Raw genomic sequence first — 20,354 nt, 5'->3', positions numbered from 1 at the left:
CTTTAGTGTGTCCCTTCCATCTCAACCTTATGAGTATGTTATAATGGATTTTGTTTCATTTTGACTCGTCTTAGGAGGGAAAGTAATGAAGGTTCAAAACCCTTTTCCATATACAAACGACAATAAACGTTATCATACATGGAATTACCACTTACGAAATGAATTTGGTGAAAAAATCTTTAAAGTTTCATTAGATGCTGGCTTCGATTGCCCGAACCGTGACGGCACAGTTGCTTACGGTGGCTGTACATTTTGCAGCGCTGCTGGATCTGGTGACTTCGCTGGCGATCGCCGCGATGATGTTATAACGCAATATCATGAAATGAAAGAAAAAATGCGCTCAAAGTGGAAAGACGGAAAATGTATCGCTTATTTCCAGGCGTACACAAATACACATGCACCGCTTGAAGTGTTAAAAGAAAAATTCGAACCGCTTCTAGCAGAAAAAGACGTTGTCGGTCTTTCTATCGCAACTCGTCCAGATTGCTTACCTGACGATGTTGTTGAATATTTAGCGGACTTAAATAAACGCACGTACCTTTGGGTTGAACTCGGACTACAAACTGTTCATGAACGTACTGCAAATCTTATTAATCGTGCTCACGATTATCCATCTTATGTGGAAGGCGTAAAGAAATTACGCAAGCACGGTATTAGAGTTTGCTCTCATATTATTAACGGTCTTCCCCTTGAAGATTACGACATGATGATGGAAACAACTCGTGAAGTTGCAAAACTGGACGTACAAGGAATTAAAATTCATTTACTTCATTTGTTAAAAGGAACGCCAATGGTGAAGCAATATGAAAAAGGACAACTAGAATTCCTATCTCTTGAAGATTACGTAAGTCTCGTTGTTGACCAACTTGAAATTATTCCAGCAGACGTAATTGTGCACCGCATCACAGGTGACGGTCCACCTGATTTAATGATCGGCCCAATGTGGAGCTTAAATAAATGGGAAGTATTAAATTCCATCGATGCAGAATTTGTACGCCGCGGAAGCTGGCAAGGAAAATATGCAAATGAGGAGAAACAAGCATGAAATTAGAACGCGTATTACCATTTGCACGCACACTCTTGCAAACAGCAGTAAAAGAAGGCGATTACGCTGTAGATGCAACACTTGGCAATGGACATGACACTTGCTTCCTAGCTGAAATCGTTGGGGATAACGGAAAAGTGTTTGGATTTGATATTCAAAAAGAAGCAATCGAAAGTTCGACTATCCGCCTGAAAGAAAAAGAACTTTTCGAACGTACTGTTTTGGTTCATGATAGTCACGATACACTTCTATCCATATTACCGGACGACGCAAAGGGAAAAGTAACAGGGGCAATATTCAACTTAGGTTACCTTCCTGGTGGAGACAAACATATCGTCACAAAACCGAACTCAACAATCTCGGCTCTCGAACAATTGCTAGACGTAATGGCACCTGAAGGTATCATCGTCCTTGTCATTTACCACGGACACCCAGAAGGACAAGTAGAACGCGACGCTGTTCTCAAATTTGCAGAAGAACTAGACCAAAAACAAGCTCACGTTTTGCGATACGGCTTCATTAATCAGCAAAATAACCCGCCATTTATTGTGGCGATTGAGAAACGATAAAGTGAAACTTTAATCAGTCGGGGGGCATCCCCCACTGATTATTAGCCTTCACCAATCGGGCGTTTACGGGCAGTTGATCTCCCACCTAACTTCTTTGCTCCAGCCAAATTTTGAGGTGGGAGTTTTACTGCCCGTTAATGCGGAATAATATATCAACGATTTTGCCGATATATCGATTCTTCGACAAAACATAACAAAAAAAGACGTGCAACGGATGCACGTCTTTTTCTTATCCTCCTATATAATGGATGTATACAATATTTGAAGAAAGAAGGATAGAACTTTGCTAGTAGAACTAAGGGGAATTCAAAAGAAGTATGGCAAATCACTTATACTAGACAACATCGATTTATCCATTCCAGAAGGCGAAGCAATCGCTATTATTGGTGGGAACGGGACTGGAAAAAGTACTTTACTCAAAATAATTGCAGGCTTTATTTCACCTACGGCGGGGACACTTCAAAGAAAAGAACATATGCAAATCGGCTATGTACCTGAACATTTTCCTGAAGGAATTCGGTTTACATTAGAGGATTATTTATATCATCTCGGCCACATTCACGGTTTATCAACAAAATATTTAAGAAATAAAATTCCGATGCTCCTTGAATCTTTTCATTTACATCATGCAAGGCATTCCATTGTACGAAACTTTTCAAAAGGTATGAAACAAAAAACAGGCATCATGCAAGCATTACTTACAGACGTCCATTTATTAATTTTAGACGAGCCGCTTTCTGGACTCGATCCTAACTCTCAGCAAGAACTAGAACACATTTTACTTTCATTAAAACAACAAGGCATATCTGTACTCTTCACATGTCACGAAAAACAACTACTAGAAAACTTCGCCCAGAGAATTGTGACGTTAGCAAATTATACGATCGTAGAAGATACCTCTGTGCAAAAATCAATAGAACAAGTCTATATTGAGGCAATCGTCCATGAAACATTTTCAGCGATAGAACTACAACAACAATCAGGGATTATACATGTTACACACAATTCAAATCAAAACCTCATTCAGTTACAAATCGAGAAAGATTGTACAAACGAAATACTCCAGTTTTTATTACATAAAAAAGCATCTATTACACTGCTACAACCTAATTTTTAAATCGAAAGAAGGTTTATTATGTTTGCGCTTATTCGTTACAATTTTCTCGACTACACAAAATCGTATAAGTACGTCCCTCCTATTGTGATGTACTTCGTGAGCTTACTTTTTGTATACGCGTATAAACCGACTCCCATTGTACCGACATATTTAGAAACGGCACTCGCACTTTATTTACTGTCTGCCTGGATTACAGTTACAATTTTTCATACAGAAGACCCTGTACAAGAACAAATTACTATTTCACATACGAATAATATTTCAGCATTATACTTCGGTAAATATATTACAGCCCTTCTTATTTGTACTGTTTTATCTGTCATATCCATCAGCTACCCAATTGTCTTACAAATGTTCAATGAAAAAATGACAGCTTCTTTATTTCTAGTCGGATTTCTGGCTCATATGTCTTTATCTATACTAGGGATTTCAATCGCAACATTATTTACAAGAAATATTATTCAAAAAGCAAGCACTGCTTGGCTTAGTCTTACATTTATATTACTTATAACGATCGCCTCAATCCGGTTTAAAAAAGAGCTACTGTGGTTTTTACCACCTGTCGAAAGCTTTATAATGCTTGGACAATACAAATATAATATACTTACTCACACTCTATGGCTCACAGCTTGGGCTATCGTCTATTCATTTTTATTACTTACTTTATTTCTTTTTCTCGTTCGCAGCAAACGTTTTTGATTACATATTAAAGGGGACTAAATAATGATTGGAATACTAGCAGGAATGGGACCAAAATCAACTGGGCCATTCGTCGATACAGTTGTAGCACAATGCCAAGCAACATACGGAGCAAAGCATGATATGGACTTTCCTCATATGATGATTTATTCTTGTCCAACACCATTTTACATGGATCGGCCTATTGATCATACAGCGATGAAAAAAGCGATTATTGAAGGGGCACAAAAACTTGAAAGTACTGGTGTAGATTTCATCGCAATGCCATGTAATACGGCGCATCTTTATTTCGAGGAATTAAAGCGTTCTATTACCATTCCTATTTTGAATATAGTCAATGAGACGTTAAAAGCAATTCCTGAAAATGCAAAAAGGGTTGCTCTTCTCGCAACAGAAGCGACTGTTCAAGCCGGAATTTATCAAGACGGGATTGTAAAACGTGATATAGCGTACATTCATGATGAAAAATGGCAGGAAATGATTAATCAAATTATTACTTGTATTAAAAGCGGAGAAGTTGAAGAAGCTCGCAAATTATGGAATGTGCTCGTTTTACAATTGAAAGATGAAGTAGATACCGCTATTATCGCATGTACCGATTTAAATGTCGTTGCGAGTGAGGACTTTGTTGATTCCTCTCAATGTCTTGCTGAGGCGGTTATTAGGATGTATTTATCCCGCACCAATTGCATTTTTATGTCCCGCCGATAAATATATCGGCATTTTTTTAATTATATCGGTCATAAGTTCAAATATATCGAATTACCGAAAAAATTCGAACAAGCGACCATTCCTCCCCCAAAACTTTTAACTTTTTTCACAATTCTTTCAAATTATCCACACTTAATCTCGCTATATTAAATAAGTAGTTTATTCATATAGGGAAGGTTAGGGGAACTGAAGTATGAAACAAAATCGTTCACTTCATTACATTTTTTGGCGTTGGCATTTTTATGCTGGACTTTTTATTACGCCGCTTCTTATTACTTTGTCACTAAGCGGAATTGGGTATTTATTTCGGGAAGAAGTTGAAGATTTCATCTATAAAGATTTATATTTTGGGAAGAGCGCCCAAACAGAGTCTATTTCGATGTCTGATTCTATTTCATTAACAGAGAAAAAATATCCACATTATAGTGTGGCGAAAATTAGTGAGTTTAATGGGGATTATAATACGAGACTTACAATTGCAAATGAATATACTGGACAACAAAAGTATGTGTATTTAGATAGCAATAATCAAATTGTTGGAGATCAAAACGCAAGTGAAACGTTTGCCAATATAATGCGGGAATTACATAGTTCTCTTTTAGTCGGTGGTACGGTCGTCAACTATATTGTAGAGCTTGCAGCGTGCTGGACACTCTTTTTAATTGTAACTGGGTTATATATGAGTATACGCCAATTCAAAAACACACCGTCATCCAATAAGCGAGAAAAAGCAAAACGACGTCATTCTATTATCGGTATTATATTTACAATTCCTCTCGTTCTGCTAGTCGCATCTGGATTGCCGTGGTCCGGATTTATGGGTAACCAAATTTATAAAATCGCAGCGTCGAATGAATCAATCGGATATCCGAAATTGTATATGGCACCACCTGAATCAAAGGTAAAAGAATTGCCGTGGGCAACAAGAAAAGAAGCTCCTCCTGAATCAAATTCAAATGAGCCAAAAGCCATTTCAGTTGATGAATTACAAAAAGGGGTTGAAATAAAGAAGCCATATGTTATCTCACTACCGGCTGATCCGAAAGGTGTATTCACTGTTTCGAAATCGGGCGGCTCTGGCATTACGGGCATGCACGTGGCACCACATGAAGAGCTAACAGCTTACTTTGACCAATATAACGGAGAACTGATTTCAAAAACAGACTATCTTGATTATGGATTATTTGCACAATGGTTCACTTACGGTATCCCGCTTCACGAAGGACATTTATTCGGATGGCCAAATAAAATATTATGCTTACTAACGACATTATCTTTATTACTTCTCATTTATTACGGAATAAAAATGTGGTTAGCAAGAAAACCGAAAGGCAAATTAGCAGCACCTCCAAAACAAAGAGATAAGAAAAGCATATTCGTTTTCTTTATCATGATGGTTATACTAGGCACTGTCATGCCTTTATTCGGACTATCTGTTTTAGTTATTTTCGCAATTGAACTTCTTATATATGTATTTTCAAAAATACGATCATAATAAAGTGAAACTTTAATCAGTGGGGGTTTTGTCCATCCCCCACTGATTATTAGCCTTCACCAATCGGGCTTTTACGGGCAGTTGATCTCCCACCTAACCCCTTCGCATTCGCCGAATTTTGAGGTGGGAGTCTTACTGCTCGTTAATGCGGGATAAAAAAAACCACTCAACATGAGTGGTTTTCTTCATCACTGCGCCATTTTCTTTCGGTACATCTTCCCGTTCCAGTAGAAGAATCGTGAAGTGAGCCCTCCGTATTTTACAATGCGCCGTGCCATTTTGTGCATATTCTTTTGTGCTGATACTTTTTGGTCTGATAAATAAATACCAAGTAACCCTCTGCTTATTAGACGATGAAACTTCGCATGAGGCAAATCACCAATGCTCTTCTCTGCTTCTTCTACAAAATGTTTCATACGATCTAATATGGCTTGCTCGTTTTCGTAATAACTACAGAAATTCAAATCTCCGCCGATACGGTCCTCTTCTTGATCAATGAAATAATCAAGTAAAATGTGAAGTCCTTGTACGTAAGGAAAATATCCTTGTCTAATTTTCTCAATATCCTCATCATGTAATTCATCATGAAATGCATATGCCACAAGACAAAAGATTCCTAAAGTTGATCCTGCACAAGCCGAAAATTCAAACCAGCTCATCGGCGGCAAGTTTTCTTTATGAGCTTCAAACCATGTTTTTAGACGTGGTTCTCTTTCTTCTAATTTCACGTGTTTATGAATTTGCAAATCACAATAATAACAAGCAAGCTCATGAAGAATTGGAGCAATTTTATCATAATGCTTCGTTTTCTTTAAAACATCCTGACACGTTTCAACGAGCTCATCTAAATAACCACCATCATCTTGGTCATCACGGTAACGATAATAATTACCGCCTCCTTCAACTTCAGGACTTAATGCCATTACCATTGACTCATGAAGAGCCGCAAAGTCTTTCGGATCAAGTGATGTACTACGGTCACATAAATTATCCAAATAGTCGCTAATCGTTTGATATGCTACGATAAAACGAATGCATTCCTCTCGGTGTTCATTTGCTAGCAGCGCTAAAATGCCACCGCCCTCGCAATGAAACGTTTTATTCTCAATACTTGCGATTGCCTGACTATGAAGCTCATCATTCGGAATATGGTAGGCACGCTCTTTCCACATCGCTAGCTCATGGTGTACAACCGGAAACACATCACGGTATACTTTCGCCATGAGCGTTATGGGATTACTCGGTACGTTCACTTCTTCCTTCATCTCCTCTATTAAATGTACAAATAATGATTTATTTGTTTGTTTTTACTATATTATTGATATGCATTTCAGTAAATGACTGAATATAATTCAAAATTTCATCACGCTCATACTCATTTAATAACTCATGATAGCAATTAGGCCATTCTTTATATGCCTTATCACTCATTTTAACATTATCAAACCATGTACGGACACGTGTTTTATCTACAAGTTTATCCTCACACGCCTGCATTAGCAAGAGTGGAACATCTGGAAAATCATCTATTTTCTCATGAGCAATCTCGATAGACTTAATCAATTCACTATACCAACGTACTGATACTTTGCGCAAGAACAATGAATCATTCTCCATCGCATCCCTCACTTCATGATTACGAGTTGACATTTCTACAGTGAGATTTGTTGCAAATTGCAATTTTGGAGCAACGACATTTAATATTTTTGAAGCAGCACGAAGCGGAGCAGAAGGTGCAGCTAATACGCCTAAACAAGGTGAGCTTAATACAATACCGTCTATGTCCTCTCTTTTCGTTTCTTGCATCATACGAATAACGACAAGTCCTCCCATACTATGACCAAATAAAAAAATAGGCAATCTATATTTTCTTGCTTCTTTCACCCATAACTTTATTTCCTCTATGTATTCATCAAATGAATCGATATGTCCTCTATTTCTTGAAGTTGTTCCGTGTGCTGGGAGATCCCCCATAACGACGTGATAACCGCTATAATTCCACATTTCTGCAACTGCTTCATAACGCCCATGATATTCCATAGCACCATGCACGATAATAATGACGGCTTTCGCTTCTTCCGCTTCATAGTTCCACATACGAAACTCCCCCATTTCACTCTTTTTCATAATTTGATACACTAAAACTAGTCTCTAGGAAAGGAAGGCTTTACATGATATATCCTTACAAAGAAAAAAATCCGAAAATTTCGAGTAGTGCTTTTATCGCTGACTATGTTACCATTACAGGCGATGTGACCATTGGCGAAGAATCTAGCATTTGGTTTAATACAGTCATCCGCGGTGATGTATCACCAACGATAATTGGAAATAGAGTAAATGTACAAGATCAATGTACACTTCACCAAAGCCCCCAGTATCCTCTTATTTTAGAAGATGACGTTACCGTTGGGCATCAAGTTATTTTACATAGCTGCAAAATTGAAAAAGATGCTTTAATCGGAATGGGATCTATCATATTAGATGGCGCTGAAATTGGTGAAGGAGCTTTCATCGGTGCAGGTAGTCTCGTTTCACAAGGAAAGAAAATCCCTCCTAATACGTTAGCTTTCGGTCGCCCTGCGAAGGTCATTCGCGAATTAACAGAAGAAGACCGTAAAGATATGGAACGTATCCGCACACAATACGTTGAAAAAGGACAATATTATAAATCGTTACAAAAGTGATTTTATCGCTGCCGTAAGACTGGCAGCTTTTTTTACCCCGCTATTTGTGGGCAGTAAAACTCCCACCTCAAAATTCGGATGGAGCAAAGAAGTTAGGTGGAAGCCCTACTGCCCGTAAACGCCCGATTGGTGAAGGCTAATAATCAGTGGGGGATGAACAAAACCCCCACTGATTATAGTTTCACTTTATGAAAAAATCTAACTTTTTCTTTACAAAACATTATTATTCCCTCAATAAAATCTTATTAAAATAGAAGTTAATAACTCCATATATATGTAAATGAGGGAGGAAAAATCTCATGAAGGTCAGTGGACTATATAAAATAGAATGTTACATTTTCAAAGGAATTAATCGCTACTTTGATCAAAAAACATTAAACATCTTTTTCAGCAATATTACCCATATCGGTGGTGCGAGTTTTTCCATTGCACTCACACTTTTCTTTTTAATTTTCGCAACAGGGAATTTGCATCAAGCTGCAATTGCAACTGCTATTTCTTTAACAATTAGCCATATTCCAGTGCAAATATTAAAAAGATGGTATCCACGAAAACGCCCTTATTTAACAATTCAAGATGCGAAATATCCAGTACAGCCTTTAAAAGATCATTCTTTTCCATCCGGACATACAACGGCTGTTTTCTCTGTCCTCATTCCATTTATTTGCTATAATCCAAACTTGCTTGCTTTTCTATTACCGTTAGCATTATGCGTCGGTATTTCCCGTATTTATTTAGGGCTTCATTATCCGTCAGATGTATTTGTAGGCATGTGCCTTGGCACTTGCTCTGGCATCATCTCTTTTTATCAACTCATTCCACTCATGTAAAGGAGCGATATGATGAGAGTCGCCATATTTACCGATACATTTACACCACAAGTCAACGGTGTGGCGAAAACTTTAGAACGTTTAACTCAATATTTTCACAAAGAAAATATCGCCTATTCTGTTTTCGCCCCTCAGCATACGGCAGAAGATAATTTCGTAACGAATGTGAACAAAATGAGAAGTATCCCGTTAACTATATTATATCCAGAATGTCGCTTTGCCTTTCCTACTCCGCGCATTAGACGGGAACTTCTTGCCTTTAAACCTGATATCATTCATATCGCTACGCCTTTCAATATGGGCCTTTGCGGGTTATATTATGCCAAAAAGTTAAATATCCCAGTGGTCGGTTCTTATCATACTGATTTTGACGCCTATTTACGCTATTACAAAATCGAATTTCTCTCCAATATGCTATGGAACTATTTAAGGTGGTTTCATAGTCATATGCAAAAAAACTTTGTTCCTTCTCCTGAAACATTACATCAATTAAAGAAAAAAGGATTTCAGCAGCTCTATATTTGGGGACGTGGTGTAGATTGTACTCTCTTTCATCCAACTTACAATAAAGACCTATTCCGAAAAAAATATAATATTACAGCGAAATATATTCTTTCCTACGTCGGACGCCTTGCTCCTGAAAAAGATATCGACACTCTTCAAACACTTATTCAAACGACAAACAACAAACGTGACGATATTCATTGGCTCATCGCTGGAGATGGTCCTCTCGCAAAGGACCTGCATGAAAATGTTCCAAAAACAAATGTAACCTTTACTGGATATTTACAAGGTACGAATTTAGCTGAAGTCTACGCTTCCTCCGCTCTAATGGTATTTCCATCTACTACTGAAACATTTGGGAACGTCGTACTGGAGTCACTCGCATGTGGTACACCTGTTATTGGCGCGAATAGTGGCGGGGTTAAAAATATTATTAAAGATGGAAAAACAGGTTTTCTATGTGAGCCCAAAAATGTGGACTCATTTTTATCATCTATTTATTCTTTATTAAACAATGAAGAAAGATTGAAACAAATGGGAGTCGCCGCCTCGTCTTATGCGAAATCACAAAGTTGGGATGAAATCTTTCATCGTTTACTTAACCAATATGAAGAAGTTCTTCACCAAAACGAATCAGAACTACTGGCTTAAAACTTAAATAAACTCCCTGCAACGAAAGACAGGGAGTTTATTACACAATTGTAAATTTTAGTTTGATAAATGGTACACAAGGTGAACCATAGCCTTATTTCTATATTAATTATAACAGAATCATACATAACTAAACATACTTGTAATAAAAAACCATAAAAATTAATATATGGTTATACAGTTTTTACTGTATAGAGATTTTAAGAGATTCCCCTTAAAATCTACTTACTCACATACCGATATACAGCAATTGTTCCCCAATTGCTGTATATCAAAAAACCTTTCATTTATTTGAAAGTTCTTTTTGAGCCTGTACGTATTCTTCTTTCGTATTCACATTCATAAACCATGCTGCATTTGCTTGTACATCTTCTCCAGCAATATATTTCACATTAGATTGTGATAAAAGCTGCCCCATACTTCTTTTCTCTTCTTGAAGTAAAGTGTAAATTTTCTCTTTCACACGGTTATGATACGCGGCAAGTAACGGTTGTTTCCTTCCATTAATAATAGGCACAACTGCATCATATTCATTACTCGTTTGTCCTAACAAAATCGTAAACCACTCTTGTGAAACGTTCGGCGCATCGCAAGGCATAATAGCGTACCAATCTGCTTCTACATATTCCATTCCTGATACAATTCCAGCGAGCGGTCCGTTTCCTTTATAGTGCGGAATATCTTCTATAACAGGAACTTGTACTAAATTCTCTAATCGCTCTTTTATATCAGAATGACTAATTACTACAATTTCTTGCACAGCGCTTTCCATTACTTTCACAATATGCTCAACAAAAGTAGTTCCCTTCCAAATCGCCAATGCTTTCGGCTCTCCAAAACGACTAGACTGTCCGCCGGCTAATACAATTCCTGCAATTTTCATTGGCGATGCAGCTCAAATGTAATATGACCTAATTCCGGTAAAATTAACTTATTCATCGCAAGACGAACCGCTCCGCTAGACCCTGGCATTGAAAAGACAACTTTACGCCCGATTGTACCGCCGATTGCTCTACTTAACATCGCACTACTTCCGATATCTTCTAAGTAACTTATCATACGGAACAACTCACCAAATCCAACAATTTCTTTATCTAATAACACTGACACTGCCTCAATCGTTACATCCCGTTTCGTAATACCAGTTCCGCCATTCGTTAGCACGACATCAACATCTTCCTTGTGATAACCTGCTAACACTGCTTGCTGAATATTTTCTTTATCATCTTTCACAATTTCATAAGAGGTCACTTTATGTCCTGCTTCTATTAATAATGCATGTAACAATTGACCACTCTTATCCGTCTCTTCCGTACGTGTATCGGAAATCGTCACGATCTTACAACGCACTTCTTTTGGCGCTTGTTTTTTATGTTCAGTTACACTCATTTTTCATCTTCCCCTTCTTAAAAGCTTTTCTTCATTTTATCATACATATCTTTACACAATTCTGTATGAAGCCACCGATACGTCATGATACAATATAAGTATGATCACCCACAAAAAGGAATTTAAATAGGTATACTATTTCCATTTCTTACACTCCTAGCTTTCACATCATTAGCTACTATTTATCTCTTCTTATGTTTTCTACATAATAGGTTTAATTTTTAAATTTACAATGCAAAACAATTCGGAGGTTCACATACTATGGAACTTTATAAAAAATTAACAACGACATTCATCCTCTTATTTATCGCTTCAATCACTGTCGGCTTTTCTTTAAAAGGCGCAATTCCATACGCTACATTAGTGAGTATTATATTCGCAACGCTATTTTTACTGAGCAGTACTTTTTGCGCAGGAAAAGCGCGTCAACTGAAAGGGTGACCGTCTATGTTCCGTAGGAAACCAATCCTTTGCAAATCATGTGAAAAGGAAATACAAACGTATGAAAAAGCATGGATTCATATGCCATTTCCGGCAAGTGGTATGACAAATATGAGAAAGTATATTGATCTAGACGGAGAAGTTTATTGTAGTTTTTGCATCCAAGTAGTAAATAAAACCAAATAAAAAAAGCTTTGCGCTCACCGCGCAAAGCTTTTCTTCATATATTATAGACCAGCTTGCTCTTTTAAAGTAGCTGCTTTGTCTGTACGTTCCCATGAAAGATCTACATCAGTACGTCCGAAGTGGCCGTAAGCTGCTGTTTGTTTGTAAATTGGGCGACGTAAGTCTAGCATTTTAATAATACCAGCTGGGCGAAGATCGAAGTTGTTACGAACTAGTTCTACTAGTACGTCTTCAGATACTTTACCAGTGCCAAGTGTATCAACTGAAATTGATACTGGTTGCGCTACGCCGATTGCGTATGCAAGTTGTACTTCTGCTTTGTCAGCAAGACCAGCTGCTACGATGTTTTTCGCAACATAACGAGCTGCGTATGCTGCAGAACGGTCAACTTTCGTTGCATCTTTACCAGAGAATGCACCACCGCCATGGCGAGCGTATCCACCGTAAGTATCAACAATGATTTTACGTCCTGTTAAACCAGCATCACCTTGTGGTCCACCAATTACAAAGCGGCCAGTTGGGTTAATGAAGAATTTCGTTTCTCCATCCATTAATTCTGCTGGAACTACAGCTTTAATTACGTGCTCTTTTAAATCGCGATCGATTTCTTCCCACGTAACATCTGGATGATGCTGTGTAGAAATTACAATTGTATCCACACGTACAGGTTTACCATTTTCATCATACTCAACTGTAACTTGCGTTTTTCCATCCGGACGTAAGTATGATAATGTGTCATCTTTACGTACTTCAGTTAAACGGCGAGCTAATTTGTGAGCAAGCGAGATTGGAAGTGGCATTAATTCTTGTGTTTCATTACATGCGAAGCCAAACATTAAACCTTGGTCTCCCGCACCAATTGCCTCAATCTCAGCGTCAGTCATTAGACCTTCGCGTGCTTCTAGTGCTTGGTCAACACCCATAGCGATGTCAGCAGATTGCTCATCGATAGATGTTAAAACTGCACAAGTTTCTGCATCGAATCCATATTTTGCGCGTGTGTAACCAATGCCTTGAATTGTTTCACGAACGATTTTTGGAATATCTACGTAAGTAGAAGTCGTAATTTCCCCCGCTACCAATACTAAACCAGTTGTTACAGTTGTTTCACAAGCTACACGTGCATTTGCGTCCTTTGCTAAGATCGCATCTAAAATTGAATCAGAAATTTGGTCACAAATTTTATCTGGATGTCCTTCAGTTACAGACTCAGATGTGAACAGATGACGTTTTTTTGTCATGTGGTAAACCTCCCTACAGTAATTGTATATATTGTACGGAACTCATCCTTAATTTGCCACAAACTGCGACATACATTTATTCTCCCACACAAGCATACAGAAAAACCTTTCCCACTTAACATAGAGGAAAGGTTTAATTTGCTACTTGCATACTGCTTTTTGCCCTTTGCTCTTATCGTTCGAGACCGTTAGCCTCGCACAGGTTTTAGCACCTATTCACCTGTATTTACCACTACAAGTGAGGTTGCTGGGCTTCATCGGGCCTGTCCCTCCGCCAGCTCGGGATAAGAGAGTATCCGTCCCAACCTATACTAAAGAAATGATATTCATTTGTCAATTAATATTCACATTTTCCTGAAAGTTTTTCTCAATACGCATAGAATGAAATATTAATAAGGAAATGATACATTCACACAAACAAAAACAAATAAATAGTATACATTATTTATATAATTGTGTTATACTCTTGATGGGGATTACGAGAAATATTTCATTAAATGAAAAGGATGGTATATAAATATGAGTACTGTGAATGTCCAAATTGGTTTACATGAATTATTGAACGGAAGCAATGCACAGATTCAATTAAGTGTTCCGCAATTAGTGGAAAAAGTATTAATGCGAAACGAAGGGAAATTAACTTCTACTGGTGCCGTTTCTGCTTCAACAGGAAAATACACAGGACGTTCTCCTAAAGATAAATTTATTGTGAAGGAAGCATCGGTTGCTGACAAAATTGCTTGGGGAGCCGTGAACCAACCGATCTCTGAAGAACATTTTGATAAATTATATATAAAAGTTTTAGAATACTTAAAAGAAAAAGAAGAGTTATTCATCTTCAAAGGATTTGCTGGCGCTGATCACAACTATCGCCTACCAATTCAAGTTGTTAACGAATATGCATGGCATAATTTGTTCGTACATCAATTATTTATTCGTCCAACTGAAGAAGAATTAACAACTCACGAATCAGAGTTCACAATTGTTTCTGCACCAAACTTCAAAGCAGATCCAGCAATTGACGGTACAAATTCTGAAGCATTCATTATGGTTTCATTCGAAAAACGTATCGTACTAATCGGTGGTACAGAATACGCTGGAGAAATGAAAAAATCAATCTTCTCTATTATGAACTTCTTACTACCTGAACAAGATATTCTTTCTATGCACTGCTCTTCAAACGTAGGCGAAGAGGGCGACGTAGCACTATTCTTCGGTTTATCTGGAACAGGCAAAACAACATTATCTGCTGATCCAAACCGTAAATTAATCGGTGACGATGAGCACGGTTGGTCTGATAACGGTGTATTCAATATTGAAGGCGGTTGCTATGCAAAATGTGTAAACCTTTCTCACGAGAAAGAACCACAAATCTTCGATGCAATCGAATTTGGTTCAGTTTTAGAAAACGTTGTCATTGACGGTCAAACACGCATCGCTGACTATAACGATACTACTTTAACAGAAAATACACGTGCCGCATACCCTATGCATGCGATTGACAATATCGTACTGCCAAGTGTTGCAGGACATCCAAATACAATTATTTTCTTAACTGCTGATGCATCTGGCGTATTGCCTCCAATCAGTAAGTTATCAAAAGAGCAAGCTATGTACCATTTCTTAAGCGGTTACACTAGTAAACTAGCAGGAACTGAGCGCGGTGTTACATCTCCGCAAGCAACATTCTCTACTTGCTTCGGTTCACCATTCTTACCGCTTGATGCATCTCGTTATGCTGAAATGCTTGGTGAAAAAATCGAGAAACATGATGCAAAAGTATTCTTAGTAAACACTGGCTGGACTGGTGGCGAATACGGTGTTGGTAAACGTATGAACTTAGGTTACACTCGTGCAATGATTCAAGCAGCACTAAGCGGTGAACTTGCTAAAGCTGAAACTGCAAAACACGACATCTTTGGCCTTGAAGTACCTTGTCACGTTCCAGGTGTACCTGACGAAGTATTAATGCCTGAACAAACCTGGGCTGACAAAGATGCTTACAAAGCGAAAGCAATTGAGCTTGCAAACGAATTTAAAGAAAACTTCAAAAAATTCGATAGCGTTTCTGAAAATATTATTAACTTAGGCGGTCCAATCGCTTAATATGTAAACTTTCTGTTGCAATAACCCTTTACTCATATGAATAAGTATCGTGTAGCCAAAAGTTTCGCGTACTCACCGACAAAACCCAATGCGGCTTAACGGTTACACATACTTACATAAAAAAGAAGCTTACGTGAAAAACGTAAGCTTCTTTCTATATATTCTTTAATTTACCCACATACAAACCACGGCAAACAGATTTCTCGCTCATTCGCTCCTCTTGCTTTCACACCGCATGGGAACAAAAAAGGCCCTAACCGCTTCTATCCACAGCTAGATCCTCTATTCCATCTAAAAAGGTGCCAAACCTAATTCTCAATTTATATACTTGGATTTTCACACATACAAACCACAGCTTCGAACACATAAACTCTTTTCCGACTCACTACATCCTTCTGGTTTCACACCGCATGGGAACAAAAAAGGATCTGACCGCTTCTATCCACAGCTAGATCCTCTATTCCATCTAAAAAGGTGCCAAACCTAATTCTCAATTTATATACTTGGATCTTCACACATACAAACCACAGCTTCGAACACATAAACTCTTTTCCGACTCACTACATTCTTCTGGTTTCACACCGCATGGGAACAAAAAAGGATCTGACCGCTTCTATCCACAGCTAGATCCTCTATTCCATCTAAAAAGGTGCCAAACCTAATTCTCAATTTATATACTTGGATTTTCACACATACAAACCACAGCTTCGAACACATAAACTCTTTTCCGACTCACTACATCCTTCTGGTTTCACATCGCATGGGAACAAAAAAGGATCTGACCGCTTCTATCCATCGCCAGATCCTCTATTCCCTCTAAAAAGAAGCTTTTAGCTCTTTGTTAATTCTTCTTCATCCTTCATACTATAATACCCTAAATTCACAACGATTAAGAAATAGCCACCCAGAATACCTACTGCAAATGCCCACATTACCATATGATGCTCAATTTCGTACATAATAATTGCACCAAGGATCGCCGCTGCGTAGCGATTAAACATACCAAGCGTCGGCGCTTTCGTCTTCTTTACGATACTATCCCCAAGTTTTTCGATACGCCTTCCTAAAATCCAAACACAATACATGCTTACAATAAGTCCAATTCCTGCACCTAGAAAATGTGCTGAAAAGGGTGTTAACATCCAGCCTAATAACAGAATACCTAGTAGATAATACGATTGAATTTTAAACGACCTTAATGACATACTAATCATGTTGTACTCCCCTTCAATAGTTTTTATCTATCCAACAAAAGTTATATAACTCATTTCTTTCGAGTCCATGCTACTTAAAATCTATTTCATCCAAATTAAAAACAACATAAACAGTATGTTTATGTTGTTAAAATGCTTTTAGAAAATAATATTATACAAGATTTCTAATGTAGAATCCCTCATAAATGTGACGTTTTTCCAAACATTTTCCGTCCATTTATGAAAAAAGTGATATCAATCTATGAACATACGGATATGATGTAATAAGCACATAAATAAAGGGGGCGTCTAATGATTTATTTTTTAATGGCTCTCATTCACCTCATTGTCCCTGCACTTATTGGACTTTCATTATATTGGTACACGAAAAAACATAGTATCTTCTACGCTGTCCTCGGTGTTCTTCTTCCAGGAATTATTCTAATTACACTCTTCCGTATTCCTATTCTTAATTTAATCCCACTTATTACTTCCATTTTATTTCTCATATTTTTACCAAAAATAAAAAAATAGGAAAGCAGATCATAGGTGATCTGTTTTCCTATTTTGATATATGTTCTTGCACGATAGAATGCGCTTCTACTTTCTCTGATTTCACAAACCATAGACCGAAGAAAATGATCATTCCACCGATTATTTGTTGTAACGATACATATTCATTTACCCATATAGCTGCAAATAAAACCGCTACGAGCGGCGTAATATACATATATACCATCGTATGTGATGCCCCAATTTTTTGCACACCAACATACCACATCACTAAACCAAATACTGTTACAAAGAAAATAGAATATAGTAAAGCAAACAATGTCATTCCGTGTGTAATGTGAAATGGCATGACAAATACATGTGGCCCGCTTAATAATAAGAGCGGAATCGCTCCAACTAATGCCGACCATGCAGTAACACGTAGTGCAGAGTATTTTTTAATAAGCGGCCCTGCTAAAACGGGATAAAGTCCCCAACATATTGATGTAATAAGTCCAATCCCATTTCCGTAGAAAGAACTAGCGAGTGAATGCCCCGCTACTAAAACTAATGTAGCACCAACAAAAGCAATCATAGAACCGATTAACTTTCGCGAAGAAAATTTTTCTTGTTTCAAAAAAATCGCAAATAAAGTTGTAAAAATAGGTGAAATAGAAATGAGTAACGAAGCATTTGTAGCGGATGTATATTTAACAGTCTCCATAAATAGCGTTTGATACAGTACAATACCTACCGTGCTAACGATGATTAATCTTGGTATATCTTTTCGCTCCATATAAAGTGACTTTTCGATAAAGAACGTAAATAATAACAGTAGTGGTGCTGCTGCCATCATTCGAACTGCAGTAAACTCAATCGCCGTAAATTCTAAAAGTCCGTATTTCGCAATCGTATAGTTAATCCCCCAAATAATAACGACACTTAAAATTAATAATTCAATTCCCCATCTTCTCATGCGTAATCCCCTCCGCAAAGAGAATTATACAGAAAATTCAATCACATGTACATTTCATTATGTGAAAAAATCCATAAGAAAAAGGAGCATATTATATACTCCCTCTCTCTTCATTATACTCGAATATGTAACTTCATATTTGGATTATAAAACTGGCTTGGGCTCTTCAGCTGAAAAGTCCCTCCAACTTCATGCCAATCAACTGTTAATTTATCATCCATAAATACAAGCTTTGTGCGATCTGCAATAAAGTTTAGTACGCTTGATTCAATATCTACATCGCGCTCATCTTTCTCTGAAACGGCTACTAAATCAATAATCCCGCTCATAACACAACCGCAACCTTCATTATCGTAAAATAACTTCATATATTTCGCTTCACTTGGAATCTTATCCATAATCTTTTTATATGCTGCTTCTGTTACAGTAACGTACATGCGTGAATCTACATCCTCTCTTCTCGTATCATTTATATATTGTACCACCATTTTTCTTGAATTTTACATACAGAAAATTAAGACTAATATACAATGTATGTGGTAAAGGAGGTTATATCACTGATGTTCAAACCACAGCGATATCCCATTTTCTTAAGTCTATTAGGTAGCTTTTTTATTTCTAGCGGAATGGTATTACAACATATACTTCTCTATTCTCCTTCTATTGGCTGGATTCTAGGTTTTATTTGTTTTACATCCGCTTCTTATTTTGCTACAAACAATAAAAACAACTAACAAAGTACGAACTATCTTAAGGATGATTACCAAACATGCCAGCCTTAAAAGAAATAGAACAATCACTTAATCATTTATTCCAGGAGAAATCCATATACACAATATGATCGACCACACAAAAATATAGAATCTACAATATATATATAGTAGTTCTACTTTTAAAACTAGATTTTCAAAACTATAGAAAGGAGACAATATATGTACCAACGCAATTGCTTTAGTTGTGACGGTAGACGCAACAGTGGTTCTATCGGAAGCACTGGACCTACTGGTGCTACAGGTCCTACTGGCAATGCCGGACCTATCGGAGCCGGTTTACAAAGTACTACCGCTTTTAGTCTAGCAGCCGCCCCTAACTATAAAACGGGACAAGTTGTGACTTACACAAGTAGCGGCTATGTTGTAAAAAAAGATGCACCTCAAGGGTTTCCGAATGTGTCCCCAGATTATATCGTATTAGTAGAAGGTGGACCTACTGGTAGCACTGGGCCTACTGGTGCCACTGGTTCTATCGGCATCATTGGACCTACTGGCATCACTGGTTCTACTGGCATCACTGGTTCTACTGGCATCACTGGACCTGCTGGTGGTTCATCAGCGAAAAGTATTGTTTTTCAAGGGACGAATGCTGGGTTTCAACGTATAGCAGGTTCTCCAGGAATTGATTCTAACGTTATTCCGTATGTAACTGCTGGAGCTGGGAATATAGTTGGTTTTGCTGCATCTATAAATATTAATAACTTGCCCGCTGCTGTTTATACGATTGATATTTGCAAGGATGTCCCAACAAACCTCTCTGCCCCTACCTCTAGTTACATCCTATCTACTATCACTTTAACTACTACAGATAAAATTACGGGGACTATGACATTTTCAATTAAACCTACGGATATTGGCTCTAGACAACCTCAAGTGTATAACCCTACTCCAGCATCTGGACCTGCCACTGTAACTTGGACTAGTATTACAACTGGAAACCTGTTTTCGAGGGGGGATGCGATATCTCTTTATATTACCCCTGGGATTACGGCAAGTGCCATATATTCTGTTTTTCTAATCACTGATATATAGCCCACACTTACAAATCGTTCATTTCACAAAAAAAATCGCTACCGCGTCCAAAAAATTACAAATAAATTAAACAAATAACAGACAAATTCATTATATACTCTCGCTTTAAAATACCCATATTTTAGATCGTGAATTTGCACACTATGTCAATCTTGTAAACATCCCCTTTATTGGATTCCGTACTTCCATCCAAAACGAAAGGGGAAATCACTCTCAAGAA

The 20,354-nt window shown here is 37.6% G+C and carries 22 protein-coding genes and 1 riboswitch; of the genes, 14 read left to right on the top strand and 8 right to left on the bottom strand.

The window, feature by feature from the left end:
• Positions 1 to 85 precede the first annotated feature (85 nt).
• The 6 genes from MKX77_RS00715 to MKX77_RS00690 all read left to right on the top strand — a co-directional run bounded on the left by MKX77_RS00715 (position 86) and on the right by MKX77_RS00690 (position 5,636).
• Entirely contained in the window at positions 86 to 1,045 is a 960-nt protein-coding gene (locus tag MKX77_RS00715; protein WP_341305558.1) for a TIGR01212 family radical SAM protein, read from the top strand.
• Positions 1,042 to 1,614 carry a class I SAM-dependent methyltransferase gene (locus tag MKX77_RS00710; RefSeq protein WP_341305557.1) on the top strand — a complete coding sequence of 191 codons (573 nt, stop codon included), beginning with the start codon at positions 1,042 to 1,044 and terminating at the stop codon, positions 1,612 to 1,614. Before MKX77_RS00715 ends, MKX77_RS00710 begins: the two co-directional genes overlap by 4 nt.
• A 283-nt stretch (positions 1,615 to 1,897) precedes the next feature.
• Positions 1,898 to 2,731 carry an ABC transporter ATP-binding protein gene (locus MKX77_RS00705; RefSeq protein ID WP_341305556.1) on the top strand — a complete coding sequence of 278 codons (834 nt, stop codon included), beginning with the start codon at positions 1,898 to 1,900 and terminating at the stop codon, positions 2,729 to 2,731.
• An 18-nt stretch (positions 2,732 to 2,749) separates the two neighbouring features.
• On the top strand, positions 2,750 to 3,430 hold the full coding sequence (locus tag MKX77_RS00700; protein ID WP_341305555.1) for an ABC transporter permease: 681 nt from the start codon (positions 2,750 to 2,752) through the stop codon (positions 3,428 to 3,430).
• 24 nt (positions 3,431 to 3,454) lie between these two features.
• Entirely contained in the window at positions 3,455 to 4,141 is a 687-nt protein-coding gene (locus MKX77_RS00695; protein WP_341305554.1) for an aspartate/glutamate racemase family protein, read from the top strand.
• Positions 4,142 to 4,334: 193 nt separating this feature from the next.
• Complete coding sequence (locus tag MKX77_RS00690) at positions 4,335 to 5,636, top strand: PepSY-associated TM helix domain-containing protein (protein ID WP_341305553.1); 1,302 nt, start codon at positions 4,335 to 4,337, stop codon at positions 5,634 to 5,636.
• 188 nt (positions 5,637 to 5,824) lie between these two features.
• Here the strand turns inward: MKX77_RS00690 and MKX77_RS00685 are convergent, their stop codons facing one another.
• Together MKX77_RS00685 and MKX77_RS00680 are read right to left on the bottom strand one after the other, a co-directional pair.
• Positions 5,825 to 6,889 carry a tetraprenyl-beta-curcumene synthase family protein gene (locus tag MKX77_RS00685; RefSeq protein ID WP_002199075.1) on the bottom strand — a complete coding sequence of 355 codons (1,065 nt, stop codon included), beginning with the start codon at positions 6,887 to 6,889 and terminating at the stop codon, positions 5,825 to 5,827.
• 40 nt (positions 6,890 to 6,929) lie between these two features.
• Positions 6,930 to 7,733, bottom strand: a complete 804-nt coding sequence (locus MKX77_RS00680) for an alpha/beta hydrolase (RefSeq protein ID WP_341305552.1) — start codon at positions 7,731 to 7,733, stop codon at positions 6,930 to 6,932.
• 74 nt (positions 7,734 to 7,807) lie between these two features.
• On the opposite strand from MKX77_RS00680, the gene MKX77_RS00675 reads away from it, so the two are divergent.
• The 3 genes from MKX77_RS00675 to MKX77_RS00665 all read left to right on the top strand — a co-directional run bounded on the left by MKX77_RS00675 (position 7,808) and on the right by MKX77_RS00665 (position 10,305).
• Positions 7,808 to 8,320 (top strand): gamma carbonic anhydrase, encoded by a 513-nt coding sequence (locus MKX77_RS00675; protein ID WP_107887332.1) that lies wholly within the window; start codon positions 7,808 to 7,810, stop codon positions 8,318 to 8,320.
• Positions 8,321 to 8,619: 299 nt separating this feature from the next.
• On the top strand, positions 8,620 to 9,150 hold the full coding sequence (locus MKX77_RS00670; protein ID WP_002167520.1) for a phosphatase PAP2 family protein: 531 nt from the start codon (positions 8,620 to 8,622) through the stop codon (positions 9,148 to 9,150).
• A gap of 12 nt (positions 9,151 to 9,162) precedes the next feature.
• Positions 9,163 to 10,305 carry a glycosyltransferase family 4 protein gene (locus MKX77_RS00665; RefSeq protein WP_341305551.1) on the top strand — a complete coding sequence of 381 codons (1,143 nt, stop codon included), beginning with the start codon at positions 9,163 to 9,165 and terminating at the stop codon, positions 10,303 to 10,305.
• A 283-nt stretch (positions 10,306 to 10,588) separates the two neighbouring features.
• Here MKX77_RS00665 and MKX77_RS00660 read toward each other — a convergent pair whose 3' ends face one another.
• Complete coding sequence (locus tag MKX77_RS00660) at positions 10,589 to 11,188, bottom strand: molybdenum cofactor guanylyltransferase (protein ID WP_341305550.1); 600 nt, start codon at positions 11,186 to 11,188, stop codon at positions 10,589 to 10,591.
• The gene (locus MKX77_RS00655) at positions 11,185 to 11,694 is read right to left on the bottom strand and encodes a MogA/MoaB family molybdenum cofactor biosynthesis protein (RefSeq protein ID WP_215554491.1); all 510 of its coding nucleotides are present in this window, start codon (positions 11,692 to 11,694) and stop codon (positions 11,185 to 11,187) included. The genes MKX77_RS00660 and MKX77_RS00655 overlap by 4 nt, the downstream gene beginning before the upstream one ends.
• 261 nt (positions 11,695 to 11,955) lie before the next feature.
• Between MKX77_RS00655 and MKX77_RS00650 the strand changes: the two genes are divergently transcribed.
• On the top strand, positions 11,956 to 12,135 hold the full coding sequence (locus MKX77_RS00650; RefSeq protein WP_341305549.1) for a hypothetical protein: 180 nt from the start codon (positions 11,956 to 11,958) through the stop codon (positions 12,133 to 12,135).
• Between the two features lie 6 nt (positions 12,136 to 12,141).
• Positions 12,142 to 12,321 carry a hypothetical protein gene (locus MKX77_RS00645; protein ID WP_341305548.1) on the top strand — a complete coding sequence of 60 codons (180 nt, stop codon included), beginning with the start codon at positions 12,142 to 12,144 and terminating at the stop codon, positions 12,319 to 12,321.
• Between the two features lie 41 nt (positions 12,322 to 12,362).
• On the opposite strand, the gene metK is transcribed toward MKX77_RS00645, so the two are convergent.
• Positions 12,363 to 13,562, bottom strand: coding sequence for a methionine adenosyltransferase (gene metK, locus MKX77_RS00640; protein ID WP_193645485.1), 1,200 nt, complete (start codon positions 13,560 to 13,562; stop codon positions 12,363 to 12,365).
• A 169-nt stretch (positions 13,563 to 13,731) separates the two neighbouring features.
• Positions 13,732 to 13,853, bottom strand: a riboswitch (SAM riboswitch).
• A 228-nt stretch (positions 13,854 to 14,081) separates the two neighbouring features.
• Between metK and pckA the strand changes: the two genes are divergently transcribed.
• Positions 14,082 to 15,668 (top strand): phosphoenolpyruvate carboxykinase (ATP), encoded by a 1,587-nt coding sequence (gene pckA / locus MKX77_RS00635; RefSeq protein ID WP_215554494.1) that lies wholly within the window; start codon positions 14,082 to 14,084, stop codon positions 15,666 to 15,668.
• Between the two features lie 830 nt (positions 15,669 to 16,498).
• Here the strand turns inward: pckA and MKX77_RS00630 are convergent.
• Positions 16,499 to 16,882, bottom strand: coding sequence for an ATP synthase subunit I (locus MKX77_RS00630; RefSeq protein WP_341305547.1), 384 nt, complete (start codon positions 16,880 to 16,882; stop codon positions 16,499 to 16,501).
• Between the two features lie 291 nt (positions 16,883 to 17,173).
• Here MKX77_RS00630 and MKX77_RS00625 point away from each other — a divergent pair, with 291 nt between their 5' ends.
• The gene (locus MKX77_RS00625) at positions 17,174 to 17,395 is read left to right on the top strand and encodes a hypothetical protein (protein WP_215554495.1); all 222 of its coding nucleotides are present in this window, start codon (positions 17,174 to 17,176) and stop codon (positions 17,393 to 17,395) included.
• 28 nt (positions 17,396 to 17,423) lie between these two features.
• On the opposite strand, the gene MKX77_RS00620 is transcribed toward MKX77_RS00625, so the two are convergent.
• Entirely contained in the window at positions 17,424 to 18,329 is a 906-nt protein-coding gene (locus MKX77_RS00620; RefSeq protein WP_215554496.1) for a DMT family transporter, read from the bottom strand.
• Positions 18,330 to 18,442: 113 nt separating this feature from the next.
• The gene (locus MKX77_RS00615; protein WP_215554497.1) at positions 18,443 to 18,766 is read right to left on the bottom strand and encodes an iron-sulfur cluster biosynthesis family protein; all 324 of its coding nucleotides are present in this window, start codon (positions 18,764 to 18,766) and stop codon (positions 18,443 to 18,445) included.
• Positions 18,767 to 19,261: 495 nt separating this feature from the next.
• On the opposite strand from MKX77_RS00615, the gene MKX77_RS00610 reads away from it, so the two are divergent.
• Complete coding sequence (locus tag MKX77_RS00610) at positions 19,262 to 20,134, top strand: collagen-like protein (protein WP_341305546.1); 873 nt, start codon at positions 19,262 to 19,264, stop codon at positions 20,132 to 20,134.
• The last annotated feature ends 220 nt before the right edge of the window (positions 20,135 to 20,354 follow it).

This window comes from Bacillus sp. FSL R9-9410, assembly GCF_038050385.1.
Taxonomy (GTDB): domain Bacteria; phylum Bacillota; class Bacilli; order Bacillales; family Bacillaceae_G; genus Bacillus_A; species Bacillus_A cereus_U.
Note: the sequence above shows the minus strand (reverse complement) of the source record. Positions and strands in the feature narration are given on the sequence as shown.